The organism is Bacillus cereus ATCC 14579, assembly GCF_000007825.1.
GTDB classification, from domain to species: Bacteria; Bacillota; Bacilli; order Bacillales; family Bacillaceae_G; genus Bacillus_A; species Bacillus_A cereus.
This window is the reverse complement of record NC_004722.1, coordinates 2,145,325-2,170,930: the sequence shown is the minus strand read 5'-3', so window position 1 is coordinate 2,170,930 and position 25,606 is coordinate 2,145,325. Positions and strand designations below refer to the sequence as shown.

Here is a 25,606-nt window from a genome sequence, read left to right as displayed (position 1 = left end):
TTAATCAATCTCCTATTCTATACAAATATATTTAATATCGAAATTAGCCCAAGTGCTACTACAGATAATATAGTCTCCATTGCAGTCCATGTTAATAATGTTTCTTTCACAGTCATTCCGAAATACTCTTTAATCATCCAAAATCCTGAATCATTCACGTGTGATAAAATTAATGACCCTGCACCAGTTGCAAGTGCTAATAATTCAACATTTACACCTGGTGTGCTTGCTGCAATCGGCGCAACAATACCAGCTGCTGTCATCATAGAAACAGTTGCCGATCCAGTTGCAATTCGGATTAGTGCCGCAATTCCCCACCCTAATAATATCGGTGAAATATGTGATTCTTTCGCCATATCTGCAATTGTCGTTCCAATTCCAGAATCTAATAATACTTTATTAAATGCGCCGCCTGCACCAATCACTAACAATATGTTTGCAATAGGTCCAAGGCAATCATTTGTAAATTGTAACACTTTATCTTTTGAGAAACCTTTTGCATATCCAAGACTAAAGAAAGAGTAAATGGTTGCAATTAATAAAGCCACAATCGGATCTCCAATAAAGTGTAATACTTGTGCTAGTTGACTCGTTTTATTTAATGCAACTTCTGCTATTGATGCACCAAGCATAAGAAATACTGGAAGTAAAATTGTAAACAATGTATTCCAAAAGCTAGGAAGCTCTTTTTTATTATCTTTTTCAACAAATTGCTCCGCTATATCTAATGGTACTTCCTTATGTATACGAGCACCAATCCATTTCCCGTAAAGTGGACCTGAAATAATTGCAGTTGGAAGTCCGACAATTAACGCATATAAAATTGTCTTCCCCACATCTGCTTTAAAAATACCAACTGCCGCCATTGCCGCTGGATGCGGTGGAACAAGTCCGTGTACGACTGACAGTCCTGCTACTAGCGGAATACCAATTGTAATAAGTGATACCCCAGTTTCTAACGCAATTGTAAATACTAACGGAATTAATAGTACAAATCCAACTTGGAAAAATACCGGAATCCCTACTAAAAATGCAACGAACATCATCGCCCAGTGAACTCGTTTCTTCCCAAAACGATTAATTAATGTGTTAGCGATACGTTCAGCACCACCAGATTCGGCCATCATTTTTCCAAGCATCGTTCCTAGTGCTAAAACTATTGCTAAAAACCCTAATGTATTACCAAGCCCTAGTTTAATAGAATCAATAATCCCTGGATCTTTTGGTGAAGTTCCAATTAAAGGCATTCCCATTGCTAATCCTACACCAATTGCTGTTAAAATTAATGCGACAAATGGATGCCATTTTACTACCGTAATAAGTAAAAGTAGTATGACAACTGCCGCTAGTACGATCCCAACTACCATTTCTCCCAATCCCCCTATTGTTTACGTTGGAAAGCAGCTATACAATCAAATTCTTCTTTCAAGCGATTGTAAAGTCGTTCATACATATAAAACATTTCTAAATATATAGCCGTATTTTCTTTATTCGGTACATGGTGATGGACAATATCAATCCAATCCTTTACCTCTTCAAGAGAATCAATTTTTCCTACAGCATATAAAGCAACTGCCGCTGCCCCAAGCGCAGATGCTTCATGACTTTCAGGTACAAGCAATTCTTTTCCCATCATATCGGACAACATTTGTCTCCAAAATGCAGATTTTGCAAACCCTCCTGAAACTCGTATTTCAGTAAGTGGCCCTGTACAATCCCTGATTGCGAGTGCTACTGAATATACACTCATACAAACACCTTCCATCACTGCACGTATAAAATGTTCTCGCTTATGTTGAAGATTGATTCCAAAGAATGTACCACGAGCATTTGCATTCCAGTAAGGTGCGCGTTCTCCAGATAAGAAAGGTAAGAACAATAGCCCATCCGCTCCAGCTGGTACGCTTTCTGCATATTTAATTAATAAATCATAAGGATCAATGCCGAGCTTTCTTGCTACTTCTTGCTCTGGACTACCAAATTCATCACGTAACCATCTCAGTAATATTCCGCCGTTATTCGTTGGACCACCGATTACCCAGTGCTCATCTGTTAATGCGTAACAAAACGTTCTCCCTTTCTCATCTGTATTTATATTTGATGAGATTGTTCGAACCGCACCACTCGTTCCAATCGTAATTGCAGCCGCACCCGGTGATATCGCACCAACTCCTACATTTGCAAGAACCCCATCACTTGCTCCGATGACAATTGGTGTTTCTGCACTTATCCCCATCTTCTGTGCTAACTCTGGCTTCATACCTGATAAAATATATGTAGTTGGTACAGGGGTTGATAATTTTTCTGATGACATATGTAACATAGTTAAAACATCTTCATCCCAGTTTAATGTTTCTAAATTAAATAACCCTGTAGCAGAAGCAATCGAATAATCAACTACGTAGCGTGAAAATAATTGGTAAATCACATACTCTTTAATGGAAATGAATTTATAGGCACTTGTATATAACTCTGGTTCCTCTTCTTTCATCCATAACAATTTAGAAAGTGGTGACATCGGATGAATCGGTGTACCTGTACGTCTATAAATTTCATGCCCATTCATTTGTTGTAATAATTTTTCTGATTGCTTCGTACTTCGATTATCTGCCCAAATGATAGAACGCGTTAATGGCGCACCATTTTCATCTACTGCAATTAATGCGTGCATAGCTGTACTAATACCGATTGAAGAAATATCTTCTGGTAATACATTACCTTTTTCAATGGCAACGCTTACACTTTTGTATACAGCGGCACATATTACATCAGGATCTTGCTCAGCCCATCCTACATTCGGTTGAATAATTGGGTAATCGATTGCATGTGATGCAATGACTTTTCCTTTTTCTGTGAACACAACCGTTTTTGTACTTGTGGTACCGATATCAATCCCGATTACTCTCCCCCTTGTTTCCATGCGAATCTTCCCTTCATTACTAGCAAAATACGATTTAGTAAACCGTTTACATGAATTAGTATATAAAATATTTTTTCATTTATCAAGTTATAAAAAGAAAATTTTTTTCATACCAAAAATAAATCCCCTCATTCCATTTCACTTATATACTAAATTTAGCTTTTCCATGCGGTAAAATTACGTTATATTCGTTACGCAATACACTCTTTCCTCTCATTAACAACACATACATAATCCTCCATACGTTCTACTTATTTGCTTGAAGAAAAAGTTGAAAAGCAATATTCATTTTTAGCGGTCACGTAACATCACCATCAAGCCAAGAAAAGTAACTAACCGCAGAATGAGAATTCTGTGCATTTTACTCATATTTATTGTTTTAGGTTCACTAGTCTTTTATCTTGATAAACATAGAGCGTGGCCCCCTACTATCACTTTTTTATCTTGTAAATATATCTTGCATACTATAAAACCGAAAAGTATTTTTATTTTTCAGAAAAATAAAAACAATAACACGAAATTTATTGTATAATGTTGTAAAAAGATGTCGGAGGGATTTAATGTTAAATAAAATATCTCAATTCACAATTAAGCTTTCATCAATTCTTTTATCACTCTTACTATTATTAAATTTACCTTATTTATTTATCACTCAACAAGGATTTACCTTTCAACCAATTTATTTTTTTAATCAGACCGTTACTATGTTAAAACAAGTTTTTTCCCCTGAATCATTAGTGATTATAGGATCAGACCCGAAGTTTGGCCATTTCAAAAAAACACCATTATTTCCAACTGTTTTAGAACCTTACCTATATTCATTTACTATATTATTTTTAGCCTTTTTTCTTGCTCTCTTTTTATCATCTAGCATGGCATTTTTTTATTTTTTAGCAAAAGATTATATAAAAAAATGGATAAACCGAATTGTGTTCATATTAGAAGCTGTCCCTGATATGATGATGATGATCTGTTTGCAAATATTTTTCATATGGGTACTTCAGAAATTTGGGGAATCTCCTGTCACTATTATTTCCTTTAATGAAAATCGAGCTTATTTACTCCCTATTTTATCATTAGCTGTCTTACCTACATTACAAATGTTTCGGATGATGGTGTTATACATAAAAGAAGAGCAAGGAAAACATTACGTAGAGGTTGCATATGGAAAAGGCCTTTCATCAAGTTATATACTATGCATTCATTTATTCAAAAATATATCTATCCACTTCTTCCACCATTTAAAAACGATTTTTGTTTTCTTACTTTCTAATTTATTCATTTTAGAATTTGTTTTTAATATGGAAGGCATTATTCAATTTTTATTTAATAAGGCGTTTGTTTCACCTCCAGCTGCATTTATCATACTTGTTATGATTATTTTACCATTTTATGCTATTTTCCAAATAGTCTCATTCATGATGAATAGATGGAAAAAGCAATTGAAAGGAGTATCATTATGAAATCTATTTGGAAATCAAAACGCTTTTTAATCGGCTTTACTTATCTATTCATACTTATTTCAGCTAGTTTTATTTATAGTTGGTTCTTTAAAGATAACATCCCAAAACCTCCTCAGTTACTTTACAATGACAATAACGAATTACTTGGAAAGGCCCCCTTTCCGCCATCGTTAATTCCACCTTTTGGATCTGATCGTTTTGGAGAGTCTGTTTTCTTACAAATTGTAGAAGGAGCAAAATTCACTATTTTATTAGCCATGGCAATTAGCTTCTTTCGAATTTTATGCGGAACATGTATAGGAATCCTCTTAAGTTTATTTGCTCCAAAACTCAAGAGATTTTTCCAGTCATGCTCAGAAGTTTTTTATTACATTCCAACTCTATTTATCGCATTCATACTCATCACGCCCGTTAATATTATAATCACATCAAATGCTGATGGGGTAGATCCAAATATTTCATTTACGTTTTATCAAGTACTCGTACTTATTTTCGTCGCTCTGCCTACACTTTCTTTATACATATCCTCAGAGGTTGATGAATTTATGAAACAAGATTACATCTTAAGTTCACAATTACTGGGGGCTAGTCGTTTTCATATTATAAAAAAACACTTACGAGTCTTATTACTTGACCGCTTATTTGTATTATTTATGGAACATATCGTCCAAACACTCATACTCGTTATCCATTTAGCGTTGCTTAACATTGTAATTGGCGGCATACAAATGCGTGAACTCTATGACGGAGTGCTCAAACCTGTTTCTCTATCTAATGATTGGGCAGGTCTTATTGGATTAAATCGTAATGAAATGAATCTTTCATGGTGGATTATTTTTTATACTCTCGCTTCATTCTTTATTACGATTCTATTTATTAAGCTTATGACCATCGGGATTCAAGATGCACTGAAAGCAAGAGATTCGCAAATTGTAGCAATTCAAAACGTTCCAGATCATAAAAAATTTGTTAAACATAAAGATTCCTTTTCGTTTGCAAATAAAGTAAACCTTTAATCATTTCTCATTAATGAAGTATTAATTGGCATCGATATTAGTAGAAAATAAAGAAGATGATCCCTATTAAATACAGGGATCATCTTCTTATGCTGTCTAACTTTTTTACATGTCCTTTGCTAGACTCATGTTTTTTATATTTAAAGTGAATTATTTGCAATCACAATTATGTTTTTTAAAATCAATTACCATACGCCCTTGAATTCTACCTTGTTCCATTTCTTCGAATACATTTTGTACTTTATCTAGCGAACAAGTTTGAACAACCGGCACTACTTTTCCTTCTGCCCCAAACATAAACGCCTCTTCCAAATCTTTACGAGTACCAACTAGAGAACCAACTACTTCAATTCCATCCAGTACAAGTCGTGGGATGTTTAAGTCCATTGTTTCTACTGGTAGCCCTACTGCAACTACTTTACCGCAAGCACGTACTGCATCAACTGCTGAGTTAAAGGCTACTTTAGAGACTGCTGTTACTACCGCAGCATAAGCGCCACCAAACTTCTCTTGCACAATTTTATCAGCAGGACCTTGAGAAATTGGATTGATAGTCATATCAGCACCAACTTCTTTCGCTAAGGCTAATTTATCGTCATTAATGTCTACTGCGATTACCTTTGCACCAAATACATTTTTAGCATATTGGATAGCTAAGTTACCTAATCCACCGCAGCCATAGATTACAATAGGTTGACTAGGTTTAATATCTGATACTTTAATAGCTTTATATGTAGTTACACCAGCACAAGTAATTGATGATGCTTGAGCAGGATCTAATCCTTCTGGTACTTTTACCGCATAATCAGCTGTAACGATACATTGTTCAGCCATACCACCATCCACTGAATAACCAGCGTTTTTAACTTCACGGCAAAATGTTTCTCTACCAGTTACGCAATATTCACAACGTCCACAAGATTGGAACATCCATGCAATACTTACACGGTCACCTATCTTTAGTGAAGTAACATCATCAGCTATTTTCGTAACAATACCTACACCCTCATGACCAAGAATACGGCCATCAGTGTTACCAAAATCATGATTCGCAACGTGTAAATCAGTGTGGCAAACTCCACAATACTCTACATCTACTAACGCTTCACCTGAGTGTAACGGACGTAATTCTTTTTCAATCACTTCGATGTTTGCTTTGCTGTTTTTATTAACCACTACTGCTTTCATATGTGATCTCCCCTTTAGTGTTTTAGCATTTTAATGAGTTTATCTCACAACTACTTTCTTCACTACTTTGGCTAGTTATTGTACCAAATTTAAGTGTTCAATCATCATTACATCTTCATCATAACATGACACTTCATAAACAATTTGTGAAATTATGAACAATATTTGAATTATTACATAAATCGGTCTTTATTTTAAATTTTTAAAAATGAGAGTTTATCACTGACTATAAGTAAGTCATACATTTCTAAAAGAAAATAAAGTAACAAACTTCTCATCGATAAAAAAGCTCTTCACTCAATATTTTCTATATTTAAACACTTAGTTTCACAGTAATAGCCTTTGCCACCAACATAAACTTTTTCTATTTTATTCTTGCTATTGGTTGCTAATTTAACTAATATTTCGGAAGGCGAGTGTAAAGAATAACCTTGTTCAAATACATAGACTTCTTTTTGCAAATAGTGCTGTTCATAAAGATAGCAAGCTAATGCACCGTTTGAAGTTCCAGTCGCTGCTTCTTCATTAATGTCGTATAGTGGAGCAAAATTTCTGCATATAATTCGATTGTCATTAAAAGTATATAAATGCATCCCGACAACATTATAATACTTGCTGATTTCTTTAATTTTTTCAAAATTAGGTTGCAGTGCATGTAATTGTATTTCGCTTTTTATAGGAATTAAAATATCTTTTAAGCCAGTGGAGACAATTTGAATTGGGTATTTATTGTCTATATCTTTACTATCAAAACAGTCGATGAACTCGTTTGGAGATACAACATCATAGAATCTCGGTTTATTTTGTTCCATGAATATGATGTCATCTTTTATAGTGATAGTAAGAACACCGCTGTTCGTTTCAATCGTATAGCGATTCCTGAAAAGTTTATTTAAATACATCAGTATCGCGAAAGAGCCAATTGTGGCATGACCACATAAATCAACTTCTTCTTTTGGAGTAAAATACTCAAATTTATAATCAGCAATTTCAGATTCTGATATAAATGCGGTTTCCGCATAACCCAGTTGTTTGGCTATTTCGATTTTTTGAGTAGTGGTCAATGTATTTGTATTCTCAATAAATACCACTCCTGCTTTATTTCCGCCTTTATGCTCCTTGCTAAATGCACTTGCAACATAAACAGATATTTTCATAAGACATCTTCCTCACTTATAGTAAATTATAGTATAGAAAGCTCTACATATAAATTCCATTGGATAAATTATCCCTAAAATAAGAAACAAACTATTTTTAGCATTTGAACTCTCCAAAAATAGTTTGTCTACAGTCTGAAAGCTCTTCATTTGAAGAGCTTTTTTTATATTCGCTTCATCGAAATCGTTTCACGTATACTTTGTAAATTTTTTAGAGTTTCCTCTTGTCGCTGCAACGACAACCCTACATACAAAGTATCTAATAAGCTTAACTGTGCTAATCGTGATGAACTTGCTTCTGTGCGGAATTCAGTCTCACGTGTTGATGTATATAACGTTATATCAGCAAGTTGACTTAATGCTGATTTCTTATAGCTCGTAATCGCAATAATTTTGGCTCCTCTTGCTTTCGCTACTTCTAACGCTTCAAGTAATCCTTTATTGCTACCAGAATGAGAAATACCAATAACAACTGAATTTTCTGAGAGTAAACCTGCTCCCATAATTTGAAAATGCGAATCAGTATGAGCGATACAAGAAATACCCGTTCTCATAAACTTATGATACGCATCCATTGCAATAATACCAGAGCCACCATTTCCATAAAACTCAATTCGACTTGCTTCTTGTAAGGCTCGTACAGCCTGCTCAAGTGCCGTTTCATTAAGCAAATGTAAAGTATCTTGCAGTCCTGTAATATGCGAATGAAAAACTTTTTTAGCAACAGTTACCATACTATCTTCTGCTGATACCTCTTCATGAATATTTTGCATCGGTGTATGTACAATTTCACGAGCTAATGTAATCTTTAAATCTTGAAAACCTTGCAAACCAAGGTTTTTACATAAGCGGAATATCGTAGCTTCGGAACTATTCGTAACTTCAGCTAATTCTGTAATAGATTTATGTACAACATCTTGTGGATGTTTCAAAATATGTTCGGCAATACTTCGCAATTTCGGTGATAAACCATTTAACGAAGCCTGAATCTTTCCAATCCCACTTCTTGTACCAGGCATAGCATATCCTCCCCTTCCATCGTAGCTTTATCCTGTAAAAACCGATTAGTTAAACTAATCATCAGTGGGGATGGTCCCCCACTGATTAGAGTTTCACTTTATTGTACCTAATTATCGAAAGAAGAAAAACCTATATTAGGGATTACTATAAATTTTAATTGCTCCTATGTATTCTGTCATACGATATAACAGAATTATTCATGCTTATGAATAATTCTCTCCATGTTTCACTGCGTATAATGCGGCTTGCGTACGATCATCCACTTCCAATTTAGCTAAAACGTTTGAAACGTGTGTTTTCACAGTTTGTTCTGTAATATGAAGTTCTGCTGCAATCTCCTTGTTGCTTCTTCCTTTCGCAATTTCGCGAAGTACCTCTTGCTCTCTTTTCGTTAACATTGAAAAAGGATTTTCTACTTCCTTCTTTACTGCAGAACGCCCCATTAATGCAGGTGTTACTTTCGGGTGAAAATTCGCATTTCCTTGATGTACTGCAATAATAGAAGCGACAAGTTGCTCAGGTTGTACTTCTTTTAATTGATAACCATCTGCTCCAGCTTCAAGTGCTGGTATAACATAATCTTGCTCTGAAAAACTACTTAATATAAGTACCTTTATTGTCTCATCATATTGCTTTAGACGTTTTGTTGCCTCAATTCCATCCATTTTCGGCATCGATACATCCATTAGTACGACATCTGGTCTTTCTTTTTGCATGAAATGTAATGCCTCTTCGCCATTTTCCGCTTCCCCAATAATTTCAAATTCTTCTCTCGTTTTCAAAAAGAATACAAGTCCTCTTCGAACGATATGATGGTCCTCAACTAGTAGCAGTTTAATCTTCAACCTTATTCTCCCCTTCAAATCGGCAATTGAATTTCTATTTTTGTACCCTTTTTCAACTCTGTTATAATTTGAAACGACCCCTTCATTAACTGAATACGTTCCTTCATACTTTTCAGGCCAAGTGCTGATTCCCTTACTTGTTCTTGTATAAATCCTATTCCATTGTCTTCTATGTAAAAATGTAACTGGTTATTTTCTATTTTCAAAAGAATATGTACCTTTTCACACGAAGCATGCTTTTTACAATTATGTAGCGCCTCTTGGCTAATACGCCATAAAACTTCTTCTATTTCATCCCCAATTGAAACCATCCCATCAATTCGAACTTCCACTTGAACTCCTAATAACTTCCCGTAATTTTGAATTGCTTCTGCTAATCCTTTCTCCAATCCTTCAGGTCTTAATTGCCAAATTAATAGCCTCATCTCTTGTAATGCTTCTTGTGATAATTCCCCAATATAACTTAACATCTCTTGCAATTCTCTATCTTGCGTCATATTCAGAGTACCTTTCGCTGTTAGCATAATAGAAAATAACAATTGTTTTACTGAATCATGTAAATCACGTGCAAGTCGATTTCTTTCCGCTACCACTACATATTTACGTTCTTTCTCAACTAATTGAATACGTTGTATTGTCGTTCCAATTTGAAATGCAATTGATTCTAATAACGCTAACTCTTCCTCAGAAAAATGAGTCTTATGAGGTGCAGCCACATTTAGTAGACCAAATTTTTCTGATCCAGACCTAAGCGGAATTGTCGCATGATGTGTAACATCTTCTGTCTCTCCCCAATTACATTCAATTGCATCTTCTATTCGCTTACATTCAATAATATTAGTCGCTTTTTCCAATCTCCCATTCACAAAACGTTCTACACACCAACAGTTTCCTTCACACATCGGCTTCTTCTTTTGCCACGTAAGAGCCTCTGGTAAATTTTCGTCTACAAGCATGCTGTGCTTTCCACTTTCATCAATAAAGAATATCCACCCTGTTTGTAAATTCATTACTTGTAACAATGTATGCAACACTTTTTCTAACATATCCTGTAAGTTTGTTGCTTCATTTAATAATTCAGCAATTTCTTTTAATGCTTCTAAACGACGCATCTCTTTTTCTTCAAAGTTCATTCTCATCACCAACTACAATTATAACATTAAGAAATTTCTAAATTCTATAAATAAAAAAAGAACCGAATTCCTTCAGCCCTTTCTTTATATCAATCATTTTATTATTGTTATTCTATCCAATGTTGGAAGCAGAATTTTTGTTAACAAACGATTCTACTTTAGCTGTCCGATAAAGATTGTCCACCATGGATATGCTGTAAACCTTCAGTAGTAACAACCATATTCGCTGCTGGCATTTGCACTTGATTCTTATGGAACATAGACATTAATTCAAATCTTACTTGTCTAGAAGTTTCAAAATAATCTTCTGGCTTTATTAAACCTGTAATACAAAATTCATAGCCAACATATTTCAAGTTAGGATTTAAGTCTGTAACACCGACGTATTTAAATGGTTCAACAGCCTCATCCTCTACTCTATAAAGAGTTTGATTCAATTCTTCATTGCATATAACACATACTTCTTCTAACAATTCCTTCACTCTTGTTGGATCTTCCTGATAACTTACCGTGATGCGTTCAATTACACGCATCCATCCTTTATTAAAATTTTGTATCGTTCTAATCTCTCCGTGCGGGATGGTAAGTAGTTTTCCTGACCATTCACGAATTTGCATAAAACGAATACTAATCTCTTCAATAGTTCCTGAATTTGTTCCGTTAAAAGTTACAAAATCACCAACCCGAAACTCTTTGTCCGCTAATCTTGCAAAGCCTAATATAACATCTTTTAGCATCTGTTGTGCAGCAAAACCGATGACAACTCCAGCTATCCCTGCACCTGCAATAATACTTTTTATATCTACAAATTGGCTAATTAAATATATGATAAGACTGATGATAATGATATATCTAAAAATAGATCGAATTACACTTTGAATCGTCTGCTCTACCTCTTCATCAAAAAAGCTTGATTTCCTAAAAAACCAATCAATAATACGGTTTATTACAAAAGAAATAATGATTAAAACTAAAGCAAATAGTAAAAATCTTAAAAGTAAAAACTCTCTTACATAATTAAAAAATTCTTCAGTATACGTTAATAAGCTCATTTAACCACTTCCTTACTAATTAAAAAATTCATAATCGCCTAAGTTTGTTCCAGAAAAATCTATTATCCTAATCTAAAATGCCACTATCCTTACTATGTATTTTGACTCTATTACTAATTCACCTTAAACAGTATGTCTAGGTGTTCTTTTTCCTTTCCCTTTAAATATACCCTTTTTAATAACCTAAGGGGGAGCGAATCGTGAAAATTTTTTATACGTTAAAACTTTATTCATCTCATTACGATTTCAACTCATTTATTCATTAACTACGTAAAAAAAGAGCTGAATTTATCAGCTCTTTTATTCAATATTAATTGTTGTCTTACTACTTTTTTCTTCTTTCAATTTTGGCAATTCAATTGTCAGTACGCCATCTTTATAATTTGCTTTAACATTTTCTTCCTCAACTTGTTTAAAATTAAAGCGTCGAGTTACAGAACCTATAGAACGTTCTTTACGAATATATGTGCCATTCTCATTTTTTTCGTCTACTTCATTATGATTCGTTGCTTGGATCGTTAATATATCTTGTTCAAAATCAACTTGAATGTTTTCTTTTTGAAAACCTGGTAAATCTGCTTTCACAGTATATTTACCAGATTGCTCATGAACATCTACTTTAAAAGTATCCATGTTCAGTGGCTTAAAGAAAGCATCTGTCATCCCTTCTAATAAAGAAGGCCCAAAATCAAAAATGCCATTTTGACGTTTTGTTATCTCTGGAAATAAATTACGCATATTTTTTCCTCCTTATTATTTATGAATGAAAGATTATCTCTTTCTGCCTTTATTATAACATTTGGTCAAAAAAGGTCAAAGTTTTTGTTTGACCTTTTTTGATGTATATTTTACCAAATAAAACAAATAAGTTATATGTCATCTCTCCCCTTATAAAGAGGAATATATTTACATAATAACGAATAGTTTATTTGCTCTTATTTTTTCTTACGGAGGTTACATACAATGGGATATATTGAAGAACTTAGAAAAGTTGTCGGATCAAGACCACTCTGCTGTAGCTGTTTTCAATGAACATGGACAAATAAAAGAGACCTTTTTTAAAGGCCTCTTTTTTCACTTCACTTCTGCATGTAAGCATGACTTAAAATGTCCAAGTGCATATTCATGCCCTTGTGCATTAAAAGATGCAACCGCCTTTTCATAAACAACAATTTTAAACCCTTTATTATAAGCATCTACTGCTGTATGAAGAACACAAATATCAGTACAAACACCTACAAGATGAACTTCTTCTATTCCTCTTTCTCTTAGCTTCATCTCTAAATCCGTTCCAGCAAACGCACTGTATCGCGTTTTGTCCATATAATATACATTCTCTGCATTTTTATATGTTTCGTACACATCTTGTAATTCACCAAACAAATCTCTTCCACTTGTACCAGCTATATTATGAGGTGGGAATAACTTTGATTCTGGATGATATACATCATTTTCTTCATGTTTATCAATAGCAAAGACAACGTAATCTCCATTTTCAATATATTGCTTCGTTATATGTACAATTTCCTTCTCAATTTCCTGTCCTGGTTTCCCGCAAGTTAAAGCACCCTTTTCCGCTACAAAATCATATGTATAATCAATATTAATAAGAGCTCGTTTCATAACCACTATCTCTCCTTCTTCTGTTTCACAGTAAACAATAGAAAATTTGTTATTACGACATCGTATGTACTATTCGACATTTCAAATGAAATACCTACATTTTTCTTCTGAAACTTACCTTAGTCCGAGTTTATCATATAATAGATAAACAATGGTAAAACAAATAGCTCCTATTAACAAGTCATGAATTTGATAATTGAGCGTTATTTGCATAAACTCTTGTATCGTAAACCAAATTATTGCCATCATTAGGCTAATCAAAATGATACGAATACACCGATTCACGTATTCAACCTCTTTCTCTGTCATAGTAGTAACAAGTGATTACTTCCTATTTAATCGTATTAGAAAATGAAATAAGTTATTCACTCTTGCCCACTTTAGTCCAAACAAAAAAGCACACTACTTTTTGAGTAATGTACTTTTTATTCTTATTAAGACGCAGGTTTTGTCTCAAATGTTGCTTGATTAAAACTAATAACCTTTCCTTTCGGGTCATTGTTTTCATACTGAACTGCAGTAATTGTATGACTACCTGTTTCCAGCGTTTTTTCTTTTAACTGCACTGTTGTCTGCGTTGTACTAGTTACTTGATGTTTATCTGTATACATTTGATCTACAAATACGAATGTTTCTTTATCACTTTGAAAATTAGAAAGTTCTAATTCAACTTGCTGAATTAATGTATCCTTTTTGATGAATACAGGCGGTATATTGCCGTTTTCAGAAGTACCATCTGGAGTAATAACTTTTACTTTCCCTTCTCCAATTGACATTGCTCCTTCAGGAAATACAACCATATTCTCATCACTTGCGTTTACAACTTGTTCTTCCTGTTTTGATTGAGCGTCCTCTTTTTCCTGTGGAGCACCGCAACCAACTAATAACAATACAGACAATCCAGTGATTATGAATTTTTTCAAAATTCATCCCCCCTGTAACTTCATTATAATTTATTATACAAAAATAACTTTTAAATTTTGAGCCTACTTTCAACACTTTCATGAACAAATAGAATCTTGCTCACGATTAATGTATCATACTTTCCTTAATAGAACATTAATTTTTTTTATGAAATAAATAGTAATTTCCTCTTATCTATCATTTTAGCCCAACATATGAATTACATACCCTCAAAAATAAAAAGACATTTTTAATTCAATGTCTTTTCTATACAGCAATTAAAAAACAAACGTTGTAATCTCATCTACTTCTTTTCTTGGAAGTTTCTTCGGTTTATCTTTCGGAAATCCGAGTGAAATAACCATATTTATTTGTTTTTCAGGCTCAACTTGTAAATATTGGCGCAGTTCATCTTGAGCTAGCAATACTGGCCCTGTCATTGGACAAGTACCAAGTCCCTTTGCATGTGCAGCTAACATTAAGTTTTGTGCCGCTAAACAGCTACTCTTAATGCCTTCTTCCTCCCAAACTGAATTTGGAACAAAAGCAATTGGATCAAATATCTTTTCACGGAACTTTGATTCATATGGTGTTGCCAAACATACGATTAATACTGGTGCCTCCGAGAAAGCTGTTGCATATGGTCCGAAAGAACGTGTAAGTAATTTCCCTGCTTTCTCTTCTCCATTTTCTGCTGCTTTTGCCGCAAGTTTATGTAATGCATCCCACGTCATTTGTTCAATTTCTTTAATCTTCTCTCGATTCATGATAACTAAGAATTCCCACGTTTGTGAATTCGTATCACTTGGTGCGTAACGAGCACAATCAATTATTTCTTTTATATCATTAGTAGATACTTCTTGATCTGTAAACTTTCTAACACTTCGTCTTCCGTGAATTACTTCTTTAAAATCTTCATAATTCATATATTAAATCCCCTTTTTACAGCGTTTTCAAAACTTGTCCTATGCTTGAATTATATCATGAAAAAAAGCCGGAAGAATACCAGCTTTTTTCTTCATGATTAATTTGTCACTTTAAACAAACGAATACTCTCTTCGTATGCAGCTTGTAGTTTTTTCGTAATTGGTCCTCTTTCACCAGCCCCGAACTGTTCATCACCAATTTGAACGACTGGGAATATTTCAAGTGGCGTCGCTGTAAAGAAGCACTCCTCAGCGTCATATACTTCTTGTAATGAAAACTCTCGTTCCTCTACATCGATATGTAACTCTTTCGCTAATGTAATTACATAGTGACGTGTAATACCATGTAAAATGAAATGATCCGCTGGATGTGTAATCAACTTATTATTCTTCACGATAAAGAAATTGGAATGACACCCTTCAGTCACAATACCATCTCGTACTAATATTGCTTCTTGATACCCTTGTTCATTTATTTTGTTTTTGATCATGATATTAGGAAGCAAATTTAAAGATTTTATATGGCAAAACTTCCACCTGATGTCCTCTTCTACTGTCACCTTAATCCCTGCCTCCATTGAAGCAACTGGTCTTGGGAACGAAACAAGATTTGCAAAATATGTCGGTTGTAAATCTGATTCATATACATGATTGCGCTGTTGTGCACCTCTTGATATTTGTAAATATACATTGCCATCTTCTTGAAATTGATTTTTTTCAATCATTTGATATAACTCTTCTACTAATTCTTCCTTCGTAAATGGTGGAATTAGTTTTATTTCTGCCATAGAGTTAAAGAATCGTTCCAAATGTAAATCTAATAAATGAGGCTTGCCATCGTATAGTCTAAATACTTCATAAATCCCATCACCAAATTGGAAGCCTCTCTCTTCTAATGCTACCATCGGCTGTTCTTCTTTCGTATTAATCATTCTCCCATTAAACAAGATCCAATCTTTATGAGTAGCTTTCATTCTTCCCCACTCCTTTATCACATGATTGATTTTATTGTACAACTTATGACACCCTTAAAGAAGGAATTTTCTGTATTTTCACAAACTAAAAATACATCACTTCGTAAAAGTGATGTATTTTATCATTTATTTAAGGAAATATTTTTCAATATCATCTAACATAAGGTTCGCAGCTTTAATACCGCCTGCTGTATTCCAGATTACCTCATCCACTTGGAATACTTTATTATTTTTAGAAGCCTGTAGTTGCTTAAAGAGTGGATCTTCTGTCCATTCCTTCGCTAACGAATTTCCTTCATTATTCTTATCTGCATCTTTATCAGAAGTGAAATAGAATAAGTAGTCTCCGTCCATATTTGGAATCTGCTCTTTTGTAATTCCTTTTATCGCAAAATCATCTTTATCTTGTAATGGTGGTCGTTTAAATCCAATATCATTTAAAACAACGCCCGAGAATGAGTTTTTTTGATAAATACGAACATCACCTGGCACGAAACGAATAATAGAAACTTTAGAATTCAATTTATCGCCTAACTTCTCTTTCATTCCTTCAATGCGTTTTTTATAATCATCAAGAGCTTTTTGCCCTTCTTTTTCTTTATTTACAGCTTTTGTATAAAGTGTAAAGTTTTCTTTCCAATCACCGCGTAATGTTTCTGCATAAACAGTTGGTGCGATTTCTTTTAGCTGATCATATATTTTTTCATGACGCATTTTATTTCCGATAATTAAATCTGGCTTAAGCTTCATTACAGCCTCTAAATTAATATCACGTTCAGTTCCTACAACTTCCGTGTTTTTTAACTCTTTCGCTAAATGAGGATACCATTCATCACCAGCACGTGGTTTCGTAGTCCCCACTGGCGTTACGCCCACAGCTAGGAGAGCCTCTGCGCCTTCATTTGTTAAAACAACAACTTTTTTAGGTGTACCATTTACTGTCGTTTCACCCATTGCATGCTTTACCGTATATGAATCTTTTGCTTTCGCTGATATATTATTTTCTTTTTTCTCTTCTTTACTACATCCTGCAATTACAACCATGAGTATCATAATGCAGAACATAATTAGTTTTTTAGTATGTATCATATGTCCTCCCTAGATGAAATCGATTATCATTAACATTTAAAGATTAATGTATCTTACATACATTGTCAATGTATATCAGAAAACTTTTTTAATATATACTATTTAGATTCTATCCGCTTTGCTAATGTTTCTTTTTAAAACATAGTGCATAAGTATGAAAAAAATGTTGTTATTAAAATGCGTATCCTTGTTATACATAACAAGGATACGCATCCATATTGCACTATCATTTCAATTCCTAATATTGAGTATACTTAATATACGCTGGGTCATTATATACCCACTGATTTCCACCAAGGTTTAACCAACCATTTTCATTTATATATACTAAATAAGATTCTGGAGAATTTAATTGGCGGATAACTGCAGATGTAGTTGATGGACCACTTCTTAAATTTACATTCATCCCTTGTATATATGCAACCCCAATCGGGCTTCCATCACTATTGCTTGTCTTTACAAAATTAATGTAAGAAGAATCATTATACACCCATTGTCCATTCCCCAAATCTAGCCATCCGTTACTTTCTTGATATACAACGTAAGATTCTGGAGAATTTAATTGACGAATAACTGAGGAAGAAGTTGATGGACCATTTCTTAAATTTACATTTTTCCCAAGAACATAAGCGATTCCCTTCGTTTGAGGTACCGGTTGTGGGTTAGGAGGTTGTGGATTTGGAGCTACTCCAAAAATAGCTGCTATTCCATTTGCATACGCTTGACTTAGATCTTCAATAAATTGTGGATTTTTTAATAAATTTGCATCAAAAGCTGTATCAATAAAAGCAGTCTCAGTTAAAATTGCATCCATTGCGGTTTCTCTTAATACCGCATAATTTTCTTTTTTTGCTCCTCGATCACGAAGACCATATTTTGTTAATACAGGATTGACAGCTGTATGCATTTTTTGTTGCTTTGCATATGCAGTGCTGCTATTGGATAACGCATTATAAATATAACTTTCAAAACCTGTACCCCCGCCGCTATTAATATGAAATGAAATAAAATAATCCGCACTGAAAGCATTAGCAATATTAGCACGTTCAGATAAAGAAATAAACACATCACTATCACGTGTCATTTTAATTGTAATTGGGTAATTTACCGTTAAAATGTCTCGAACGCGTCTAGCAATTTGAAGTGTTAAGTTTTTTTCTACTAAACCATTACCAACAGCACCAGAATCATATCCACCGTGCCCTGCGTCTATAACAAGTTTCATTTTATTGCCCCGCCCCTTTCTTGTAATATGTTTGCATTTCTACTCGTCCTATTTTATGTGAAATGTACAAATTCTGTTACAATTGCAAATAAAAAAACCGCCTTATGTAAGGCGGTTTCTATCATCTTGCTTTAACCAATTTAAAATAAATATATACGATTGATAGTGAACATAACGTATGCAAAATAAAATAAATAAAAGTACTATTCCAACACCACTATAAAGTAAACCGAACTTTAAAAAAACATTTACAAGTGGTGGAAAGTTTATTAGATTTTGTAATGTACTAAGCATACAAAACATAATGAAAAAGACAGGGACGTATTGTAATTCATACGGCTTTTTTTTCTTAATCATTCTTTTCCGAATGATTATATGACATAATTCTGCTACTATAAAGCACCCTCCAATTAATACAAGACCAGAAGTCATCGTCATACATCCACCTGCCTTATATTTATTGTATCGCATAAATAATCATCGTTATATTTTCTTTACGTACTCTTCATCTTCTGAAGTAAAACCAAAACTCTCTATGAAAGACTTCGCCTTTTCTGTTAATTTCTCTTTTAGCACTTTTATTTCTTTCACATTTCTTTGTTTCATCATTTCTTCAAATGTAAAATACGTATTTGTACCATAACCGTAACCTTGGTAATCAAAATGAATAATTAGCTGTGATAAAACAGCCCGTTCCTCTTGTACACTATAATCTATTACACCAATATATGTATCATCAACTTTCACACAGTACTGTACCTTTTTCTCACCTAAACTATGCGATTTAAACATTTCTTTAACAACGCTTTCATTTTCTACAGTAACTTTCTCAAACGTAATCATATGTTGTCCATCCTTTTACTATTATTGTATCAATAATACTTCCTATTTATGAAAAAAACCTTAAGACCGTATGCGATCTTAAGGTTTTTCTAATTAAACTAAGCTATACGCACGTTTTGTTTCTTCATGGAACTTATTCGTATCGTATTTATGCTCAACATAAATTTGGTGCCATACCATAAACGCAAGTACAGTCCAAATTTTACGGCTATAATCGCCTTTATCTGCACAATGTGCTTCCAGTAAGTTTAATACATACTGTTTGTCGATTAAATGCTCTGTCTTACTTTCGTTTATAATATTTATAGCCCAATCATGCATTTCGTCTTTTAACCAGTGACGAATTGGTACTGGGAATCCAAGTTTTTTACGATCTAATACGTGATCTGGAACGATTCCGCGTGCTGCTTCACGTAAAATGGCTTTCGTAGTTCCGTTAGCAATCTTAAATTCAGTTGGAATTTTAGATGCAACATCGAATACTTCTTTATCTAAGAACGGTACACGAAGTTCTAATGAGTTTGCCATTGTCATTTTATCAGCTTTTAATAAAATGTCACCGCGTAACCATGTGAACATGTCAATGTACTGCATTTTACTTACATCATCATAATCTTTAATCTCGTTATACAATGGTTTCGTGATATCCATATAGTTAACACTTTCATTGTAATACTTCATTAATTCAGCTTTTTCTTCTTCACGGAAGATTTTAGCATTTCCATAGTAACGCTCTTCAATTGGTGTACATCCACGCTCTAGGAAGCTCTTACCTTTAAATCCTTCTTTAAGAGCACCACTTAATGCTTTTAGAACGCTCTTACCTGGACTAGGGATGTAAGAGAACATTTTTAGTGAGTTTGGCTCACGGTAAATGTTATAACCACCAAATAGCTCGTCTGCGCCTTCACCAGAAAGAACAACTGTTACATGTTTACGTGCTTCTTTCGCAACGAAGTACAATGGTACAGCTGCTGGATCAGCTAAAGGATCATCCATATGCCAATGATTTTTTGGGAACTCATCCATAAATTCTTTCGCTGAAATGAATACGTTATGGTTTTTAACGCCTAATTTCTCAGCAGTTTCTTTCGCAACATCAACTTCACTGTAACCACGTTGCTCAAAACCAACAGAGAATGTTAAAAGATTTGGATTCATTTCTCTTGCGATAGAAGCGATGATAGATGAATCGATACCACCAGATAAGAATGAACCTACTGGTACATCACTACGCATATGCACTTTTACTGAATCATATAACACATCACGAATTGCTTGGATATGCTCCTCTTTCGTTGCACTTGAAGCGTTGAAATAAGGTTTCCAGTAGCGATGGATTTCCATCTCTTTACCGATTTCTTTTACGAAATAATGACCAGGCTCGATTTTATTAACATCAATTGTTAAAGTTTCTGGCTCTGGACCATATTGGTACGTAAAGTAATGTTGTAGTGACGTTGGATTAACGCCTTTATCTTCCATCACATGCATAATACTTTTCTTCTCAGATGCGAAGAATGTAGTATCACCTTGTTGTGCGATGTATAAAGGTTTAATACCGAAGTGATCACGTGCACCGAAAAGTTTCTTTTCTTCACGATCCCAAATCATAAATGCAAACATACCACGAAGGTAATCTACACATTTTTCTTTCATATGTGCATACAATGCAATGATAACTTCTGTATCAGATTGCGTTGCAAACGTTGCACCTTTTTCAAGTAACATTTCACGTAATTCTACATAGTTGTAAATTTCACCATTAAAAATAATTACATATCGATCATTTTCATAAGTTAGCGGCTGATGTCCTGCCTCTAAGTCAATGATGCTTAAACGGCGGAAGCCAAATTGTACATGTTCATCACGAAAATATCCTTCGTCATCTGGACCACGGTGGAAAATCATCGTGTTCATATTTTCAAATTGATGTTTTTCTGTTTCTGAAAACTCTCTAGGGTTTTCACATAAACATCCTACAAAACCACACATACTTCTTACCCTCTTTCAGTTTTCATTCTGTCTCTATACTACTATATCAACCCTATTTATACTAGCATAATCAACTGAATATGGCGACCAAAAACTATAAAAAAATCACTCCATTTCACATTTTTAACAATTTTTTATGAAAACATGAAAACTAGGCACTCACCTTTCTCCGCTTTTGTCATATGATATTGCAAATTGATTTCTAGGAGGGAATACCATGAGTGAAGAAAAAAAAGATTCTTCTCGCCCACCGGTTCGTAATTACTTAAAGCAAATTGATGATTTCTTCGAGCAAACACCTCTTCGCAATGTAATCGCTGATTTAAATCATTTTTTCCAAAAAGGAAACCGTTTATTAACATTCCCTGTAGATTTATATGAAGTTGGTGAAGAACTCGTTGTTACAGCTGAACTACCAGGTATACAAAAAGAACAAATCCAAATTGAAATACAAAGTGAATACTTAAAAGTCTCTGTAAAAGAAGAGATACTTGAAGAGGAAGAAGAACAAACATCCCATAACTATTATCGCCGAGAACGTTCCATTTCAGAAGCATCAAGATTGATTAAATTGCCGTATTCAATTAATAAAAAAGCGGCAAAAGCTTCTTATCAAAACGGCGTATTAGAAATTCGGGCGCCGAAACTTCCCCAGCAACATGACATTTTATCGATAGACTAATGCAAAAAAATAAGGGTGCTATGCACCCTTATTTTTAACCCACTAATCGCTTCATATCACGTATAATGTCTTCGTATGGCGTATTACTAATGCCACTATACTTTTTCATTACTTTTCCGTTTTGATCAATTAAATAAAATGATGTACCATGCATGACCTGACCGTTCTCCGGCTTATCTACAAGTGATTGGAAATTATCTTTTGAAAACTTTGTAATATCTTCTAACGAATACCCCGTTAATAAATTCCAGTTACTAGTATCCTCTGTAAACTTTTGAATAAAAGCTTTCAGATTTTCTGGCTTATCAAGGTCTGGATCTACACTAAATGAAACAAACTGAACGTCTAATTTCTCTTCTTTTGCCATCTTTTGAAGCTTGGCCATATTTGCAGTCATTGGTGGACAAACTGTCTGACAATTTGTGAACATAAAATCTGCAACCCAAACTTTCCCTTTTAAATCTTTTGTACCAAATTTCTTTCCATCTTGATTTGTAAATTGGAAGGTTTCTAAATCCCAATTTAATGGTTTACGAAGCTTTGAACCTGATTCACTACATCCAGCAAGTACAAAGAGACAAAATACAACCATAAGACCAATTATTTTTTGATAACGCTTCATTTATAAACCTCTTTTCTCTATCCTAAATTTAAATAGGTTATGTTTATAATAACAAAAGTTAACACTACGAGAAAATTGTTTACTACATTTGTTCACGAAATCGTACGAATTTACGTATGTTACTTTTTTATTTCAAGCGAATTACTAGACAAAATATATTTTTTTACTATTATTTCTCTAAATAAAAGTGATAAAACTAATTTTATTGTTACTTTTGTAAATACCTCTCCCTATTTTTTAACAATTCCTTAAACATTAATCCATGTTTTACACTGTATTCCTTAACAACATTTCGGTACAATACAAATACAACGATTTTAAATGAGGTGATGTTCATGGCAAAGCGCTATGAAAATATGGATAATGTTAGTACAAAAAAATCAATTCGCTCTTTTTTACGCTGGCGTAAAGAACGAAAGCAAAACAAAAAAGATTTTTCTTTCTTAGTAGAACAATCACCCGTTAAACAAAGTGCATTTTTGCAAAGTAATGTTGAAAAAACGACTATCACATGGATTGGGCATTCCACTTTTCTTATCCAAACGAATGGACTTAATATATTAACAGATCCAGTATGGGCTAATAAATTAAAGCTAGTTCCAAGACTTACAGAACCTGGACTCTCTATAGAAGCACTACCTAAAATTGATATTGTCCTTATTTCACATGGTCATTATGATCATTTAGATTTTTCAACTCTTCGTCAGTTGAATGATGATGTTCTATATCTTGTACCTATTGGATTAAAAAAATTATTTACTCGTAAGAAATTTAAACATGTAGAAGAGTATAAATGGTGGGAAAGTACGATAATTAACGAAGTTTCTTTTCACTTCGTACCCTCTCAGCACTGGACGAGAAGATTCTTATTTGATATGAATACGTCTCACTGGGGTGGATGGATTATTGATAATGAAACGACTATGGAAACCATATATTTTTGTGGTGACAGTGGCTATTTCCAAGGTTTCAAAGAAATTGGTGAACGCTTTTTAATTGATATTGCTCTTATGCCCATTGGCGCTTATGAACCAGAATGGTTTATGAAAGTATCTCATGTTTCACCTGAAGAGGCCGTGCAAGCTTATTTAGATTTAAACGCTACGCATTTTATACCAATGCATTATGGAGCTTTTGCACTCGCCGATGAAACACCTCGTGAAGCAATAACTAGACTTCGAAATAATTGGAATTTGCGCATGTTACCGTGGGAACAACTGCATGTACTCTTTTTAGGTCAAACTTTTATTTATAGTAACGCAACAAATAATAAGCAAATAAAAGAAAAAATTGAAACTTTACATGTGTAACGTAATGACTGATTTTCTATATCCAACATATAATATAGAAAATCCTATAGTGAAACTTTAATTAGTGGGTTTTCTTCATCCCCACTGATTATTTGCCTTCACCAATCAAGCTTTTACGGGCAGCCCGCTACCTAACCTCTTTGCTCCAGCTAAATTTGAGGTAGAGAGTTTTACTGTCCACAAATAGCGGGATAAAGGGTGTTTTCTATGAATGAATATTTACAGACTCGCTATATCATTAGCGGTAGTGCCTGTGTAGCTCTTCTTATTTCTTACTTTCTATTTACATAAAAAAGCTACTTGAAATATATTTTCAAGTAGCTTTTTTATTACTCTGCTAAATACATAAATCCGATTGCGCCCGGACCTGTATGAGTACTAATAATAGGCGTTGTATAGAAAATTTCTGATTGAGCAAATCCACTTACTTTTTCAACCGCCGCTTTCATACTTTCAGCTAAAGGAATTGCTTTCGCATGCGGAATTGCAACAGCTTTTACGACTTTTCCAGCCGTATCTTGCTCAAATAACTTAGCTAATGTTTTTACAATTTGGCCTTGGCTACGAACTTTCGTTACAGGATTATAAACACCGTCTTCAAGACTAGCAATTGGCTTTATATTAAGTAGAGAACCGATAAACGCTTTTCCTTTACCGATACGTCCACCCTTCACTAAGTTTTCTAATGTATCCACTACTACATATAAACGAGTATTCTTTCTTACTTCATCTACACGTTTTAAAATTTCTTCTAGTGAGCGTCCGTCATTTGCCATTTTTGCAGCTTCAATTACTTGATATGCTAAAGCATGTGTAATAAATTGAGAATCAACAACTGTTACTTTTGTATCAGTCATTGATGCAGCGCTATTTGCAGTTGCTACAGTACCGCTCATTCCACTTGTCATATGGATAGAAAGGACTTCGCTTCCATCTTCCCCTAGCTTGTCATACATTTCTACAAATGTACCCATAGCTGGTTGTGATGTTTTTGGTAATTCCTCTGATTTAATCATTTCTTCAATAAATTCGTCAGGTTGTAAATCAACGCGATCTAAATATGTTTGTCCATTTACAGAGATTGATAATGGTAAAACATGAATGTCATACTTTTCGATTACGTCTTGTGATAAATCTGCCGTTGAATCTGTTACAATTTTAATTTTTTGCATACTATACTTCTTCCCTTTCCAATACGCTCTCCTTGTTATTATACTAGTATTCCCATTGCTTTCAACAATTTGGAACGAAATTTCATCAAATTAATTATATTTTCATATCTAAAATGAAAAAGACAGAGTTTACTAACCCTGTCCGTACTTCGTATCATGCATTTTTTTCAAGGGTATTTGTTTTATATACATTTAAATAATCATTCCACTTCAAACAATTTTGTAAATATTCACGGAAAGAATACGAAAATCTTGGGTGTTTTTGTTTTTGAATTTTTGCAATAAATAATTGAAGACGAGACTGAATTAGAAACGATAATGGATGCTGTGCCTGTAGGACAGGGATTTCGAATATTTTAATGCAATCCCCTGTTGAATGAGTGAAATAAAAACTTTTCGTAATCACAATATCAATCCTCTTTTTCATTGGATTTTTGAACTTCCTCTA

General features: G+C 33.9%; 26 protein-coding genes. 4 read left to right on the top strand and 22 right to left on the bottom strand.

Features of this window, described 5'->3' with window-relative positions; translation table 11 throughout:
• Positions 1 to 17: 17 nt before the first annotated feature.
• Both BC_RS11150 and gntK read right to left on the bottom strand, forming a co-directional pair.
• Positions 18 to 1,367, bottom strand: coding sequence for a GntP family permease (locus BC_RS11150; RefSeq protein ID WP_000260208.1), 1,350 nt, complete (start codon positions 1,365 to 1,367; stop codon positions 18 to 20).
• Positions 1,368 to 1,381: 14 nt separating this feature from the next.
• Positions 1,382 to 2,920, bottom strand: a complete 1,539-nt coding sequence (gene gntK / locus BC_RS11145; RefSeq protein WP_000450003.1) for a gluconokinase — start codon at positions 2,918 to 2,920, stop codon at positions 1,382 to 1,384.
• Positions 2,921 to 3,480: 560 nt separating this feature from the next.
• On the opposite strand from gntK, the gene BC_RS11140 reads away from it, so the two are divergent.
• Positions 3,481 to 4,383 carry an ABC transporter permease subunit gene (locus BC_RS11140; RefSeq protein WP_000932683.1) on the top strand — a complete coding sequence of 301 codons (903 nt, stop codon included), beginning with the start codon at positions 3,481 to 3,483 and terminating at the stop codon, positions 4,381 to 4,383.
• Positions 4,380 to 5,399 carry an ABC transporter permease gene (locus BC_RS11135; protein ID WP_000836565.1) on the top strand — a complete coding sequence of 340 codons (1,020 nt, stop codon included), beginning with the start codon at positions 4,380 to 4,382 and terminating at the stop codon, positions 5,397 to 5,399. Before BC_RS11140 ends, BC_RS11135 begins: the two co-directional genes overlap by 4 nt.
• 150 nt (positions 5,400 to 5,549) lie before the next feature.
• On the opposite strand, the gene adhP is transcribed toward BC_RS11135, so the two are convergent.
• The 17 genes from adhP to asnB all read right to left on the bottom strand — a co-directional run bounded on the left by adhP (position 5,550) and on the right by asnB (position 21,372).
• Positions 5,550 to 6,587 carry an alcohol dehydrogenase AdhP gene (gene adhP / locus BC_RS11130; protein ID WP_000649120.1) on the bottom strand — a complete coding sequence of 346 codons (1,038 nt, stop codon included), beginning with the start codon at positions 6,585 to 6,587 and terminating at the stop codon, positions 5,550 to 5,552.
• Between the two features lie 293 nt (positions 6,588 to 6,880).
• Complete coding sequence (locus BC_RS11125) at positions 6,881 to 7,744, bottom strand: PhzF family phenazine biosynthesis protein (RefSeq protein WP_000704350.1); 864 nt, start codon at positions 7,742 to 7,744, stop codon at positions 6,881 to 6,883.
• Positions 7,745 to 7,908: 164 nt separating this feature from the next.
• On the bottom strand, positions 7,909 to 8,763 hold the full coding sequence (locus tag BC_RS11120; RefSeq protein ID WP_001119646.1) for a MurR/RpiR family transcriptional regulator: 855 nt from the start codon (positions 8,761 to 8,763) through the stop codon (positions 7,909 to 7,911).
• Between the two features lie 204 nt (positions 8,764 to 8,967).
• On the bottom strand, positions 8,968 to 9,609 hold the full coding sequence (gene casR / locus BC_RS11115; RefSeq protein WP_000694623.1) for a two-component system response regulator CasR: 642 nt from the start codon (positions 9,607 to 9,609) through the stop codon (positions 8,968 to 8,970).
• Positions 9,610 to 9,623: 14 nt separating this feature from the next.
• Complete coding sequence (gene casK / locus BC_RS11110; RefSeq protein ID WP_171287445.1) at positions 9,624 to 10,721, bottom strand: two-component system sensor histidine kinase CasK; 1,098 nt, start codon at positions 10,719 to 10,721, stop codon at positions 9,624 to 9,626.
• 179 nt (positions 10,722 to 10,900) lie between these two features.
• Entirely contained in the window at positions 10,901 to 11,794 is an 894-nt protein-coding gene (locus tag BC_RS11105) for a mechanosensitive ion channel family protein (protein ID WP_000055427.1), read from the bottom strand.
• Positions 11,795 to 12,094: 300 nt separating this feature from the next.
• The gene (locus tag BC_RS11100; RefSeq protein WP_001245055.1) at positions 12,095 to 12,532 is read right to left on the bottom strand and encodes an Hsp20/alpha crystallin family protein; all 438 of its coding nucleotides are present in this window, start codon (positions 12,530 to 12,532) and stop codon (positions 12,095 to 12,097) included.
• Between the two features lie 336 nt (positions 12,533 to 12,868).
• On the bottom strand, positions 12,869 to 13,417 hold the full coding sequence (locus BC_RS11095; protein ID WP_000816763.1) for a cysteine hydrolase family protein: 549 nt from the start codon (positions 13,415 to 13,417) through the stop codon (positions 12,869 to 12,871).
• Positions 13,418 to 13,531: 114 nt separating this feature from the next.
• Positions 13,532 to 13,726: a hypothetical protein gene (locus BC_RS28315; protein WP_011110070.1), complete on the bottom strand. Its 195-nt coding sequence runs from the start codon at positions 13,724 to 13,726 to the stop codon at positions 13,532 to 13,534.
• Positions 13,727 to 13,851: 125 nt separating this feature from the next.
• Positions 13,852 to 14,340: a hypothetical protein gene (locus tag BC_RS11090; RefSeq protein WP_000713493.1), complete on the bottom strand. Its 489-nt coding sequence runs from the start codon at positions 14,338 to 14,340 to the stop codon at positions 13,852 to 13,854.
• Between the two features lie 258 nt (positions 14,341 to 14,598).
• Positions 14,599 to 15,246, bottom strand: a complete 648-nt coding sequence (locus BC_RS11085) for a nitroreductase family protein (RefSeq protein WP_001105288.1) — start codon at positions 15,244 to 15,246, stop codon at positions 14,599 to 14,601.
• 98 nt (positions 15,247 to 15,344) lie between these two features.
• Positions 15,345 to 16,220, bottom strand: coding sequence for a D-amino-acid transaminase (gene dat / locus BC_RS11080; protein ID WP_000648386.1), 876 nt, complete (start codon positions 16,218 to 16,220; stop codon positions 15,345 to 15,347).
• A 126-nt stretch (positions 16,221 to 16,346) separates the two neighbouring features.
• Positions 16,347 to 17,309 carry an ABC transporter substrate-binding protein gene (locus BC_RS11075; protein ID WP_000581989.1) on the bottom strand — a complete coding sequence of 321 codons (963 nt, stop codon included), beginning with the start codon at positions 17,307 to 17,309 and terminating at the stop codon, positions 16,347 to 16,349.
• A 238-nt stretch (positions 17,310 to 17,547) separates the two neighbouring features.
• The gene (locus BC_RS11070; protein ID WP_000779891.1) at positions 17,548 to 18,534 is read right to left on the bottom strand and encodes an N-acetylmuramoyl-L-alanine amidase; all 987 of its coding nucleotides are present in this window, start codon (positions 18,532 to 18,534) and stop codon (positions 17,548 to 17,550) included.
• A gap of 102 nt (positions 18,535 to 18,636) precedes the next feature.
• Complete coding sequence (locus BC_RS11065) at positions 18,637 to 18,966, bottom strand: hypothetical protein (protein ID WP_000200456.1); 330 nt, start codon at positions 18,964 to 18,966, stop codon at positions 18,637 to 18,639.
• A 51-nt stretch (positions 18,967 to 19,017) separates the two neighbouring features.
• Positions 19,018 to 19,377, bottom strand: coding sequence for a GNAT family N-acetyltransferase (locus BC_RS11060; RefSeq protein ID WP_000627520.1), 360 nt, complete (start codon positions 19,375 to 19,377; stop codon positions 19,018 to 19,020).
• A 93-nt stretch (positions 19,378 to 19,470) separates the two neighbouring features.
• Positions 19,471 to 21,372: an asparagine synthase (glutamine-hydrolyzing) gene (gene asnB / locus BC_RS11055; protein ID WP_000333822.1), complete on the bottom strand. Its 1,902-nt coding sequence runs from the start codon at positions 21,370 to 21,372 to the stop codon at positions 19,471 to 19,473.
• Between the two features lie 217 nt (positions 21,373 to 21,589).
• On the opposite strand from asnB, the gene BC_RS11050 reads away from it, so the two are divergent.
• A complete protein-coding gene (locus tag BC_RS11050) occupies positions 21,590 to 22,054 on the top strand; it encodes an Hsp20/alpha crystallin family protein (RefSeq protein WP_001288085.1) in 465 nt (154 codons plus the stop codon).
• A 34-nt stretch (positions 22,055 to 22,088) separates the two neighbouring features.
• On the opposite strand, the gene BC_RS11045 is transcribed toward BC_RS11050, so the two are convergent.
• On the bottom strand, positions 22,089 to 22,676 hold the full coding sequence (locus BC_RS11045; protein ID WP_000833331.1) for an SCO family protein: 588 nt from the start codon (positions 22,674 to 22,676) through the stop codon (positions 22,089 to 22,091).
• A gap of 335 nt (positions 22,677 to 23,011) precedes the next feature.
• Between BC_RS11045 and BC_RS11040 the strand changes: the two genes are divergently transcribed.
• Positions 23,012 to 23,986, top strand: coding sequence for an MBL fold metallo-hydrolase (locus BC_RS11040; RefSeq protein ID WP_001129632.1), 975 nt, complete (start codon positions 23,012 to 23,014; stop codon positions 23,984 to 23,986).
• A 329-nt stretch (positions 23,987 to 24,315) separates the two neighbouring features.
• Here BC_RS11040 and BC_RS11035 read toward each other — a convergent pair whose 3' ends face one another.
• Positions 24,316 to 25,158, bottom strand: a complete 843-nt coding sequence (locus tag BC_RS11035) for a DegV family protein (protein WP_001169470.1) — start codon at positions 25,156 to 25,158, stop codon at positions 24,316 to 24,318.
• Positions 25,159 to 25,312: 154 nt separating this feature from the next.
• The gene (locus BC_RS11030; RefSeq protein WP_000629012.1) at positions 25,313 to 25,564 is read right to left on the bottom strand and encodes a DUF2535 family protein; all 252 of its coding nucleotides are present in this window, start codon (positions 25,562 to 25,564) and stop codon (positions 25,313 to 25,315) included.
• Positions 25,565 to 25,606: the final 42 nt, after the last annotated feature.

What these genes read in the sequence shown, in the direction of transcription:
- BC_RS11150 (WP_000260208.1), bottom strand. Translation starts at nt 1,367, where the DNA reads ATGGTAGTTGGGATCGTACTAGCGGCAGTTGTCATACTACTTTTACTT.
- gntK (WP_000450003.1), bottom strand. Translation starts at nt 2,920, where the DNA reads ATGGAAACAAGGGGGAGAGTAATCGGGATTGATATCGGTACCACAAGT.
- BC_RS11140 (WP_000932683.1), top strand. Translation starts at nt 3,481, where the DNA reads ATGTTAAATAAAATATCTCAATTCACAATTAAGCTTTCATCAATTCTT.
- BC_RS11135 (WP_000836565.1), top strand. Translation starts at nt 4,380, where the DNA reads ATGAAATCTATTTGGAAATCAAAACGCTTTTTAATCGGCTTTACTTAT.
- adhP (WP_000649120.1), bottom strand. Translation starts at nt 6,587, where the DNA reads ATGAAAGCAGTAGTGGTTAATAAAAACAGCAAAGCAAACATCGAAGTG.
- BC_RS11125 (WP_000704350.1), bottom strand. Translation starts at nt 7,744, where the DNA reads ATGAAAATATCTGTTTATGTTGCAAGTGCATTTAGCAAGGAGCATAAA.
- BC_RS11120 (WP_001119646.1), bottom strand. Translation starts at nt 8,763, where the DNA reads ATGCCTGGTACAAGAAGTGGGATTGGAAAGATTCAGGCTTCGTTAAAT.
- casK (WP_171287445.1), bottom strand. Translation starts at nt 10,721, where the DNA reads ATGCGTCGTTTAGAAGCATTAAAAGAAATTGCTGAATTATTAAATGAA.
- BC_RS11105 (WP_000055427.1), bottom strand. Translation starts at nt 11,794, where the DNA reads ATGAGCTTATTAACGTATACTGAAGAATTTTTTAATTATGTAAGAGAG.
- BC_RS11100 (WP_001245055.1), bottom strand. Translation starts at nt 12,532, where the DNA reads ATGCGTAATTTATTTCCAGAGATAACAAAACGTCAAAATGGCATTTTT.
- BC_RS11095 (WP_000816763.1), bottom strand. Translation starts at nt 13,417, where the DNA reads ATGAAACGAGCTCTTATTAATATTGATTATACATATGATTTTGTAGCG.
- BC_RS28315 (WP_011110070.1), bottom strand. Translation starts at nt 13,726, where the DNA reads ATGACAGAGAAAGAGGTTGAATACGTGAATCGGTGTATTCGTATCATT.
- BC_RS11085 (WP_001105288.1), bottom strand. Translation starts at nt 15,246, where the DNA reads ATGAATTATGAAGATTTTAAAGAAGTAATTCACGGAAGACGAAGTGTT.
- dat (WP_000648386.1), bottom strand. Translation starts at nt 16,220, where the DNA reads ATGAAAGCTACTCATAAAGATTGGATCTTGTTTAATGGGAGAATGATT.
- BC_RS11075 (WP_000581989.1), bottom strand. Translation starts at nt 17,309, where the DNA reads ATGATACATACTAAAAAACTAATTATGTTCTGCATTATGATACTCATG.
- BC_RS11070 (WP_000779891.1), bottom strand. Translation starts at nt 18,534, where the DNA reads ATGAAACTTGTTATAGACGCAGGGCACGGTGGATATGATTCTGGTGCT.
- BC_RS11065 (WP_000200456.1), bottom strand. Translation starts at nt 18,966, where the DNA reads ATGACTTCTGGTCTTGTATTAATTGGAGGGTGCTTTATAGTAGCAGAA.
- BC_RS11060 (WP_000627520.1), bottom strand. Translation starts at nt 19,377, where the DNA reads ATGATTACGTTTGAGAAAGTTACTGTAGAAAATGAAAGCGTTGTTAAA.
- asnB (WP_000333822.1), bottom strand. Translation starts at nt 21,372, where the DNA reads ATGTGTGGTTTTGTAGGATGTTTATGTGAAAACCCTAGAGAGTTTTCA.
- BC_RS11050 (WP_001288085.1), top strand. Translation starts at nt 21,590, where the DNA reads ATGAGTGAAGAAAAAAAAGATTCTTCTCGCCCACCGGTTCGTAATTAC.
- BC_RS11045 (WP_000833331.1), bottom strand. Translation starts at nt 22,676, where the DNA reads ATGAAGCGTTATCAAAAAATAATTGGTCTTATGGTTGTATTTTGTCTC.
- BC_RS11040 (WP_001129632.1), top strand. Translation starts at nt 23,012, where the DNA reads ATGGCAAAGCGCTATGAAAATATGGATAATGTTAGTACAAAAAAATCA.
- BC_RS11035 (WP_001169470.1), bottom strand. Translation starts at nt 25,158, where the DNA reads ATGCAAAAAATTAAAATTGTAACAGATTCAACGGCAGATTTATCACAA.